Annotated in this window: 9 protein-coding genes; 8 read left to right on the top strand and 1 reads right to left on the bottom strand. The window is 70.3% G+C overall.

Annotation, left to right across the window (positions count from 1 at the left end; genetic code table 11):
- Positions 1-119: 119 nt before the first annotated feature.
- Both ACFWPJ_RS06730 and ACFWPJ_RS06725 read left to right on the top strand, forming a co-directional pair.
- Complete coding sequence (locus ACFWPJ_RS06730; RefSeq protein ID WP_378848060.1) at positions 120-1,157, top strand: alpha/beta hydrolase; 1,038 nt, start codon at positions 120-122, stop codon at positions 1,155-1,157.
- The gene (locus ACFWPJ_RS06725; RefSeq protein WP_378848057.1) at positions 1,154-2,578 is read left to right on the top strand and encodes a wax ester/triacylglycerol synthase family O-acyltransferase; all 1,425 of its coding nucleotides are present in this window, start codon (positions 1,154-1,156) and stop codon (positions 2,576-2,578) included. The genes ACFWPJ_RS06730 and ACFWPJ_RS06725 overlap by 4 nt, the downstream gene beginning before the upstream one ends.
- On the opposite strand, the gene ACFWPJ_RS06720 is transcribed toward ACFWPJ_RS06725, so the two are convergent.
- A complete protein-coding gene (locus tag ACFWPJ_RS06720; protein ID WP_378848056.1) occupies positions 2,575-3,282 on the bottom strand; it encodes a hypothetical protein in 708 nt (235 codons plus the stop codon). The genes ACFWPJ_RS06725 and ACFWPJ_RS06720 overlap by 4 nt on opposite strands.
- A gap of 74 nt (positions 3,283-3,356) precedes the next feature.
- Between ACFWPJ_RS06720 and ACFWPJ_RS06715 the strand changes: the two genes are divergently transcribed.
- From ACFWPJ_RS06715 to ACFWPJ_RS06690, 6 genes are all read left to right on the top strand, one after another.
- Positions 3,357-4,439 carry a FecCD family ABC transporter permease gene (locus tag ACFWPJ_RS06715; protein ID WP_378848053.1) on the top strand — a complete coding sequence of 361 codons (1,083 nt, stop codon included), beginning with the start codon at positions 3,357-3,359 and terminating at the stop codon, positions 4,437-4,439.
- On the top strand, positions 4,436-5,557 hold the full coding sequence (locus tag ACFWPJ_RS06710; protein ID WP_378848051.1) for a FecCD family ABC transporter permease: 1,122 nt from the start codon (positions 4,436-4,438) through the stop codon (positions 5,555-5,557). Before ACFWPJ_RS06715 ends, ACFWPJ_RS06710 begins: the two co-directional genes overlap by 4 nt.
- Positions 5,554-6,378, top strand: coding sequence for an ABC transporter ATP-binding protein (locus ACFWPJ_RS06705; RefSeq protein ID WP_378848048.1), 825 nt, complete (start codon positions 5,554-5,556; stop codon positions 6,376-6,378). Before ACFWPJ_RS06710 ends, ACFWPJ_RS06705 begins: the two co-directional genes overlap by 4 nt.
- Before the next feature lie 71 nt (positions 6,379-6,449).
- Complete coding sequence (locus ACFWPJ_RS06700; RefSeq protein ID WP_189023328.1) at positions 6,450-6,830, top strand: BlaI/MecI/CopY family transcriptional regulator; 381 nt, start codon at positions 6,450-6,452, stop codon at positions 6,828-6,830.
- Between the two features lie 64 nt (positions 6,831-6,894).
- A complete protein-coding gene (locus ACFWPJ_RS06695) occupies positions 6,895-7,833 on the top strand; it encodes a M56 family metallopeptidase (protein WP_378848046.1) in 939 nt (312 codons plus the stop codon).
- 256 nt (positions 7,834-8,089) lie between these two features.
- A complete protein-coding gene (locus ACFWPJ_RS06690; RefSeq protein ID WP_378848043.1) occupies positions 8,090-9,562 on the top strand; it encodes a DEAD/DEAH box helicase in 1,473 nt (490 codons plus the stop codon).
- Positions 9,563-9,646: the final 84 nt, after the last annotated feature.

Raw genomic sequence — 9,646 nt, 5'->3', positions numbered from 1 at the left:
CGGCGGAACTCCCACACGGGTTATGTATTTCCGTGGCCGAGGAAGCGGGGGCGGGGGTTTCAAGGGCCCGCCCCCATTCCCATTTCGCCCCCGAGAGAAGTCAGCAGGCTCGTATCACGATGAACAATCACCTCCTCCGCGCAATCATGGTGGCCGTCTGCGCCGCGGCAATGGCCACGACGCCCGTCTTCGTCGACGGTGCGCACGCGGGAGCCGAAACCGGTGCGCGACTGGTGAGCCAGACCCGGTCGGGGCAGGTCGCCGACATCAGCGTCTACTCACCGTCGATGGACCGTACGATCGCGCTGCGGGTGCTGCGTCCGGCGGACACGACCGTTCCCGCGCCGACGCTGTATCTGCTGAACGGTGCTGGCGGCGGCGAGGATTCGGCGAACTGGCCAGGGCAGACGGACGCGGCCGGCTTCTTCGCGGGCAAGCACGTCAACGTGGTGATCCCGATGGAGGGCGCGTTCAGCTATTACACCGACTGGCAGCAGCCCGACGCGGGCCTGGCCAAGAACCTCGAGAACAACGGCCACAACATGTGGACGACATTCCTCACCAAGGAACTCCCGCCGGTGATCGACGCGGCCTTCGCCACCACCGGCGTCAACGCGCTGGCCGGCATCTCGATGGCGGGAACCTCGGTGCTCGATCTGGCCATCCAGGCACCGGAGCTGTACCGCAGCGTCGCCTCCTACAGCGGCTGCGCGATGACCAGCGACCCGATCGGGCGGGCGTTCGTCTCGCTCGTCGTGCGCATGGGCGGCGGCAATGCCGAGAACATGTGGGGCCTGGCCACCGACGCCGCCTGGCGTGAGCACGACCCGTATGTGCAGGCGCACCGGCTGCCCGACATCCCCATCTACATCTCCAGCGGCACCGGATTGCCCGGCGCGCACGACACTCTCACCAATCCGCGGGTGCACATCAGCGGCAAGAACCCCAACTCGATCCTGATGAATCAGATGCTCGTCGGTGGCGGCATCGAAGCCGCGGCCGCGTACTGCACGGTGAGCATGGGTCAGCGCGCACGCGAGCTGGGCCGCACGAACGTGACCGTCAACGTCCGGCCGACCGGGACCCATTCCTGGGGCTACTGGGAGGACGATTTGCACGCTTCCTGGCCGATGATGGCGACGGCGCTCGGCCTGTGAGCGCCGAACTCTGGGTGGGCACCGAGCAGCTGAGCCCGCGCGACGCGGTCTTCGTCTACGACGAGACCGACCGGCACCTGTCGAACATCGTCGCGGTGTATTTCGCCGACGCGTCGGGGCACCCGCCGCTCACCTTCCAGGAGGTGCTGGACTGGGTGCGGGCACGCATCGGGCACGCGGCGCTGTTCCACCGGCGGCTGCAGCGCGTGCCGATGGATCTCGACTTGCCGTACTGGGTGCCCGATCCGGCGCTGTCGGTGCGCGAGCATGTGGTGCTGGATCGGGCCGGGACGTGGGACGACGCACGCGCGCGCATCGCCGAGATCACGTCCACCCGAATGGATCTGACCCGGCCGCCGTGGGAGATCCACGTGCTGGATCGCATCGACGGCGTCCCCGCGATGGGCGGCGAAACCACGATCGTGGTGCTGAAGTTCCACCACAGCGCCGGCGACGGCGTCGCGACCCGTGCCCTGGAGCAACGGCTGTTCGGCGACGCGCCCGCGCCGGCCATCCGGCTCGACGAGCCTCGGACGCTCCCGGCCGTGGTGCGCACGGCCGCCTCGCTCGTCACCCAGCCCGCGCGCTTCGTCACCGGACTGCGGCGGTCCCGCGCGGCGCAGGAAGAGTTGCGTACCCTCGTCGACGCGGGCACGGTGCACGAACCTGTCGCCCTGCGTCCGGCGACCCGATTCAATCGGGACATCCACGCGGAGCTGACCTTTCACCTGCTGCCGATTCCGCTGCCGGAAGTCCTCGCGGCCAAAGCCGCCGCGCCACAGCGGGTCACGGTCAACGACCTGATGCTGACCACCATTGCCGGTGCGCTGGCCGCCTACCTCGCCGAGCACGACGAAGTGCCTGCGGGATCACTCGCCGCGATGGTGCCTAGGTCGATGCGCGGTGTCGCCGAATGGGATTCGGCCAATCAGCTCACCCAGATGGTCGTCGACCTGCACACCGACATCGCCGATCCGCTCGACCGGCTGACCGCCGTCAAGCAGTCGGCGAGCCGAGCCAAACAGCACACCACCGACCCGGTGGTGCTGCGCGGCGACCGCAGGGTCGAGACCGCGCCCGCGCTGCTGTTGCGCGCGGCGGGATGGGCACGCGCGCAACGACATTTCGACGACTCGGCGACAGTGCCGTTGTGCAACACCACGATCAGCAACGTGCCGCCGGTCTCCGACACACTCGCCTTCCGCGGCAGACCGATTCGCCGCGCGGTCGGCTCCCTGCCGATCCTCGACGGCGACGGCCTGCGCCACCTGATCACCTCGCAGGGTGACGAGATCGTCATCGCGGTCACGACGAATGCCGCGATGATGCCGGACCCCGAGCACTACGGCGAGCTGCTGCTGCGCTCGTTCCGCGAACTCGCCACCGCGCTACTCGCCCAGGATGTTCCGGCTGGGCACTAACGCTGCAGGCAGCTGGTGCGCCGCACCGGCAGACCACGATCCTCGAGCGCACCGAGCAGCAGCTGACCACGGCGCGCACCCGCGGTGCTGTCGGCGCGGGCCAGATCGGGCACGTAGGTGGCGGCGCCGACGACGGATTCACCGACCAGGGACCAGAATCGGCGGGCGGGCAGGCCAGAGCAGCGGGTGAGGACCGACTGCAGCGGAATCAGCGACGACGCGCAGCGCTGGGCCAGCCAGACCGCCATCGCGGCCTCGCACGGCAGCGCGACCGCGTCGCGCTCGTCGGCCTCGGGATCACCGTCGACGACGCGAATCGTGGTGTCGGACAAGCCGGCCCAGTCGATGCCACCGTCGTTGTCGTGATGGATCCACAGGTTGTCCCGGCCCGGATCCCACGCCTGGGCCGACATCACGAACAGCGCGGTGACCCGGCCGACCACGGCGTGGATGAGCGCGGTCGCTACCACCTCGGCGGCGATGTCGTCGTTGATCATCTCGGCGGCGTGGCGGCGGTACATCAGCTCGACGCGGCCCTCGGACAGCCCGTTCGGCACGTGCCACCATCGCCGTTTGCCCTGACCGGCCATCGCCGCCACGGCATAGACCCGCGGATGTTCGGGTTGCAGCGATTGCAACCGGGCGCACGCGCGGTCGAACGCGGCGGTGGTGCGGGACAGGGCGGTGGTGACGGGCTCGGGCATCGAACCTCCTCGAACGTTGGTTCCCGTGACGATGATGTCTCGGAACATAGGTTAGGCTTACCAGACTTCACAAGTTGTGTCTGGTTTCGAGGCAGGAGAAGTTCGTCGCCGTGATCCACCCTGGCACCGTCAGACGTCGTCGTCTGACCGGGCTTCTGCTGCTCGTCTTGCTGCTCACCGTCGCGGTGGTAGCGAGCATTGCCATCGGCACCCGCTCGCTCGCACCGGCCACGGTGTTCGACGCCGTCACCCACGCTCTCGGCTGCGACGGCGGCCCGTTCCGTTGCCCGGCCCGCTCCACCGCCGAGGAAATCGTGCGTGAGCTGCGTCTGCCGCGCACCGCGTTGGCCCTGATCGCCGGGATGGCGCTGGGCATCGCGGGCGCGCTCATCCAGGGGTATACCCGGAATCCGCTCGCTGATGCCGGTTTGCTGGGACTCAATGCGGGAGCGGGGTTTCTGGCCGCGCTCAGTATCTTCCTGTTCGGCTTCACCGCGCCGAGCCAGTACATCTGGTTCGCCTTCGCCGGCTCGGCGATCGCGGGCGTGATCGTGTTCGGGGTGTCCTCGATCGGCGGCGGCAAGGCAAGCCCGTTGAGCCTGGTCCTGGCCGGTGCGGCGGTCACCGCGTTCCTGCAGGCGATGACCAACGCGGTCGTGGTGCTGGACAACGCGGCCCTGGACACCTACCGGTTCTGGGTGGTCGGCACCGTGAACGGGCGCGAGGCCGGAGTGTTCTGGCAGGTGCTGCCGTTCCTGGTCGTCGGCATGGCGATGGCCATCGCGGCGGCGCCGGGCCTGAATCTGCTGAGCCTGGGCGACGATGTCGCGCGCGGGCTGGGTGCCGATGTCGGGCGGGCGCGGGCCTTCGGGTTGTTCGCGGTGGTGCTGCTCAGCGGCGCGGCCACCGCGGCGGTCGGGCCGATCGCGTTCCTCGGGCTGGTGGTGCCGCACATCGCACGCACCATCACCGGACCGGACAACCGCTGGCTGATTCCCTACTCCGGACTGCTCGGCGGCCTGTTGCTGGTCGTCGCCGATATCGCCGGGCGGGTGGTCGCCCGGCCGGGCGAACTCCAGGTCGGGGTGATGCTGGCCGCGATCGGCGCGCCGTTCTTCATCGCGCTGGTACGCAGGAAGAAGCTGGTGACGCTGTGAGCACGATCGAGACCGACAAGCAGGACGACCAGGTAGGCGCCGAGCTGCGGAAAGTACGTCCCGCGCTGCGCGTCGGGCCGGTGTCGCTGGTGCTGCGCCCGGTGATGCTCGGCATCGTCCTCGCGCTCGCGGTGCTGGTCTTCGCGCTGTTCTGCTTCGACATCGCCGTCGGCGATACCCACATCCCGCTGGGCCGCGTGCTCGATGTGCTCGGTGGCGGCGGCAGCAGGTCGCAGCGGTTCATCATCATCGAATCGCGGCTGCCGCGGGCACTGACCGCCGTGGTGGTCGGGGCGGCGCTCGGGCTGTCCGGTGCGTTGATGCAGTCGATCCTGCACAACCCCCTGGCCGGGCCGGATGTCCTCGGTATCACCACCGGCGCCAGTGTCGGCGCGGTCGCGGTGCTGGTCGGCAGCGGTGGCGCGACCACCGGCCTGATCGCCACGATCGGCGCGCCGCTGGCCTCCCTGACCGGCGGCCTGCTCACCGCTGTCGTCATCTATCTGCTCGCCTGGGGACGCGGCCGGGCCGGGGAACGCGGAGTCACCGGGTTCCGGCTCGTCCTCATCGGCATCGGCGTCAACGCGGTGCTGATGTCGGTGATCAGCTGGCTGCTCACCCGGGCCAGCCTCACCGACGCCGCCAGGGCCCAGATCTGGCTGACCGGATCGCTCAACGGCGCCGACATGGCCAGGGTCACCTCCACCGTGATCGCGCTGGCCGTGGTGACGGTGATATCGCTGGTCTCGGCGCGCACACTGGCCGCGCTGCGCCTGGGCGAGGAGTCGACGCGGGTGCTCGGCGTGCGCATCCAGGCACAGCAGGCGCTGCTCATCGGGGCCTCGGTGGTGGCGGCGTCGGTGGCGACCGCGGCCGTCGGGCCGATCGGCTTCGTCGCGCTCGCGGCGCCGCAGATCGCCAGGATGGCACTGCGCACGCCCGGTGAACCGCTCATCGCCTCCGCGCTCACCGGCGCCGGGCTGGTCGCCGGAGCCGATATCATCTCGCGCACACTGCTTCCCGTCGACCTGCCCGTCGGCATCGTGACCGCCGCGCTCGGCGGACCGTTCCTGCTCTACCTGCTCGTCCGCATGAATCGGAAGGCCACGCTCTCATGACCAGCCCCGACCGTCGCCTCGCCGCCGACAGCGTCTCCCTCGGCTACGGCGAACGGGTGATCGTCGACGAGCTGAGCCTCGACATCGCCCCCGGCGTGGTCACCACCGTCATCGGGCCCAACGGCTGCGGCAAGTCGACACTGCTCAAATCGCTGGGCAGGCTGCTGCGCCCGCGCGACGGACAGGTGGTGCTCGACGGCAAGGCGATCTCGTCGATGAAGACCAAGGACGTCGCCCGGGTGATCGGCATGCTGCCGCAGACCCCCGTCGCGCCCGAGGGCCTCACCGTCGCCGACCTCGTCGCCCGCGGACGCCACCCGCACCAGTCCTGGCTGCGGCAGTGGTCGGCCGACGACGAGACCGAGGTCGCCGCCGCCCTGGCCCAGACCGGCATCGCCGACCTGGCCGAGCGCACCCTCGACGAACTCTCCGGCGGCCAGCGCCAGCGCGCCTGGATCTCCATGGCCCTGGCCCAGGGCACCGACATCCTGCTGCTCGACGAGCCGACCACCTACCTCGACCTCGCGCACTCGCTCGAGGTCCTCGACCTCGTCGACCGGCTGCACGCCGAATACGGGCGCACCGTGGTGATGGTCCTGCACGATCTCAACCTCGCCATCCGCTACAGCGACGAGCTCGTCGTCATGTGCGCGGGCCGGATCGTGGCGCAGGGCAAGCCGGCCGAGATCGTCACCGCCGAGCTGCTCGCCGAGGTGTTCGGGCTCGAGGCGACCGTGCTCACCGATCCGGTCTCGGGCCGGCCGATGATCGTCCCGATCGGCACCAGGCACGTGCTCGGCGCGGACGGGTATGACGAATAACACACCAGCAAATCCCCCGTTACGACAATCTGTAGTACGCATCTTTGTCGTTGTGTCCGTAAAATTGTGGGATGGCAGGACTCGGCGAACTCGAAAAAGCGGTCATGGACCAGTTGTGGTCGGCCGACGAACCGCAGACGGTGCGGCAGGTCCACGAAGCACTGGCCGCGCGGCGTGAGCTCGCGTACACCACAGTGATGACGGTGCTGCAGCGGCTGGCGAAGAAGAATCTGGTGGTGCAGCGGCGCGACGATCGCGCGCACCGATACGCACCAGTGCACAGCCGCGACGAGCTGGTCGCGAGCCTGATGTTCGACGCATTGCAGCAGGCCGACGCGGCGGGCAGCCGCGCCGCCGCCCTGGTGCACTTCGTCGAACAGGTGGGCAAGGACGAGGCCGATGCGCTGCGGGAGGCACTCGCCAAGCTCGAATCCGACGAGAAGAGCAGCTAGACTCCCTGGCGGCTCTCACAACGACGTGAGCGCCCCTGGTCCCACAACGCAGTGAGCAGAGTCGATGAACGCAACCGCGGCAGTCTTCGCCGGTCTCGCCTTGCTTCTCGCAGGGCCGGTACCAGCGTTGCTCAGTCGCGCGACCTGGGTGCATCGGTCCCCGCGCGCGGCACTGGTGTTGTGGCAGGCGATCGCGCTGGCCGCCGTGCTCAGCGCCTTCGGATCCGGGCTGGCCATCGCCAGCCTGCTGCTCGTCCCCGGCCCCGACGGTAGGCCCACCACCTCCCCCACCAAGGAGATCGACGCGCTCGGTCTGCCGCTGTGGACGGTGTATGTCACCGTGTTCGCGCTGACCCTGATGATCGGCGCCCGGCTCATGTTCTCCATCGTGCGCGTCGGCGTGCACACCCGCCGCCGCAGGTCCCGGCATCGCATGCTGGTCGATCTGCTCGATCAGAGCGGCCCGGTCCGCCGCGCCGCCGACATCCGCGTGCTCGCCTCGACCGAGCCCATCGCCTACTGCCTGCCCGGGCTGCGCCAGCGCGTCGTGCTCAGCGAAGGCACGCTGACCAGCCTCGACGACGCCGAGGTCACCGCCATCGTCAGCCACGAGCGCTCGCATCTGCGGGCCCGCCACGACCTGGTGCTCGAGGCGTTCACCGCCGTGCACGAGGCGTTCCCGCGGGTGGTCCGCAGCAAGGCCGCGCTCGGCTCGGTGAAGCTGCTCATCGAACTGCTCGCCGACGACTCCGCGGTCAAGGTCACCGGCCCCAAGCCGCTGGCCCGCGCGCTGGTCGCCTGCGCGAAGTCGACCGCGCCGCAGGGCGCGCTGGCCGCGGGCGGTCCGAGCACGCTGATCCGCATCCAGCGGCTCGCGGGTCACACCGGCGACGTGAGAGTCGCCACCGCCGCCTACCTCGGCTCGGCCGCGATTCTGGTCGTGCCGACGCTCGCCGTGGCGTTGCCGTGGCTGCAGGAGCTGAACCGGCTCTTCCGCGGCTGACCTGGCGATTCGCCGCCCTTTCCCCGACCGGGTAACCGGTCCAGCCGCAGCACTCGCGCACCAGGCTTCGACGGTCGAACAATCATCGCTACAAACGGTCGTCTGACCAGCGTGTTTACCCACGCGACCGCAATCCCGCCTATCCTGGGAGATCGGTCCTTCCTGCTGGGCCGCACCCCGTGCACGCCACGCGCGTATCCGGGTCATCGGCGCCGGTCATCTTCCAGCGCGATGCGCAGCCCAACGAAAGGCCATTTTGTCTACCTCCACGCGTCCCGACGCCACCTTCGCAGAACTCGGTCTGCCCGTCGCACTGGTGCAGACCCTGCGCAACGCCGGCATCGAGAAGCCCTTCCCCATCCAGGCCGCCACCATCGGCGACGCGCTCGCCGGGCGTGACGTGCTCGGCCGCGGCCCGACCGGCTCGGGCAAGACCCTCGCCTTCGGCCTGCCGATGCTGGCCCGCCTCACCGGCGCGTCCGCCAAGCCCGGCCGCCCGCGCGGCCTGGTGCTGGTCCCCACCCGGGAACTCGCGACCCAGATCGAACGCGCCCTCGACGAGGCCGCGCTCTCGCTGGGCCTGCGCGTGGCCTCCGTCGTCGGCGGCGCGCCGATCAAGCGCCAGGCCGACCGGCTCGCGCGCGGCGTCGACCTGCTCATCGCCACCCCGGGCCGGCTCGACGACCTGATCAAGCAGCGGGCCGCTGACCTGTCCGACGTGACGATCACCGCGCTCGACGAGGCCGATCATATGGCCGACATGGGCTTTCTGCCCCAGGTCACCCGCCTGCTCGACCGCACCCCGAAGGACGGCCAGCGACTGCTGTTCTCGGCCACCCTCGACGGCGACGTCGACAAGCTGGTCAAGCGCTACCTGAACAACCCGGTCACTCACTCGACGGCCCCCGCCGAGGCCTCGGTGACCACCATGACCCACCACCTGCTCTACGTGCGCGACAAGAACATCAAGCGCACCGTGGCCACCGAGATCGCCGCCCGCGACGGCCTGACCATCATGTTCGTGCGCACCAAGCACGGCGCCGATCGCCTGGCCAAGCAGCTGCGCGGCGCCGGTGTCGACGCCGGTTCGCTGCACGGCGGCAAGGCGCAGAACAACCGCGTGCGCACCCTGGCCGCCTTCGCCGACGGGTCGGTGCCGGTGCTGGTCACCACCGATGTCGCCGCGCGCGGCATCCACATCGACGGTGTCTCGCTGGTCGTGCACTTCGACCCGCCCGCCGAGCACAAGGCCTACCTGCACCGCGCGGGCCGCACCGCGCGCGCCGGTGAGGACGGTGTCGTCGTCACCCTGGTCACCGACGAGGAGCGCAAGGACGTCGCCGCGATGACCCGCAAGGCGGGCGTGCAGACCGACGGCGTCGAGGTCCGTCCCGGCGACCGGAAGCTGGTGGAGATCACCGGCGCCCGCAAGCCCAGCGGAATCGCGCTGGCCGCCCCGGCCCCGGCGCAGGTCAACGCGCCGAAGTCGGCGAACGGCGGCCGCCCCAGGCGTGGCAGGTCCGGTGGCGCACCCGCTTCCGAGGCCGCCCAGGGCCACAGCCGTGGCGCGGGCGCACCGCGCCGGGAACGTCCGGCCGGTGAGTCGCGGACCCGCAAGCCCGCGGGCGCGGGTGGACACGCCCGCAGCGGCGACACGCCGACGAATTCACGTCGTCGGGCCGCGCGTCCGGCGGGTACGGCAGACCGCCGCAACCGCTCGGCAAACTGAATCATCGCGGGGGGGGGGGGGGGGAGTGGGGGGCGCGCGCGGCGAGGGGCGGGGGACGGAGACGCGAGAGAGCAGCGCGCGCGG

Origin of the sequence: Nocardia sp. NPDC058497 (genome assembly GCF_042720195.1) — a bacterium.
In the GTDB taxonomy this organism is placed as follows: domain Bacteria; phylum Actinomycetota; class Actinomycetes; order Mycobacteriales; family Mycobacteriaceae; genus Nocardia.
Note: the sequence above shows the minus strand (reverse complement) of the source record. Positions and strands in the feature narration are given on the sequence as shown.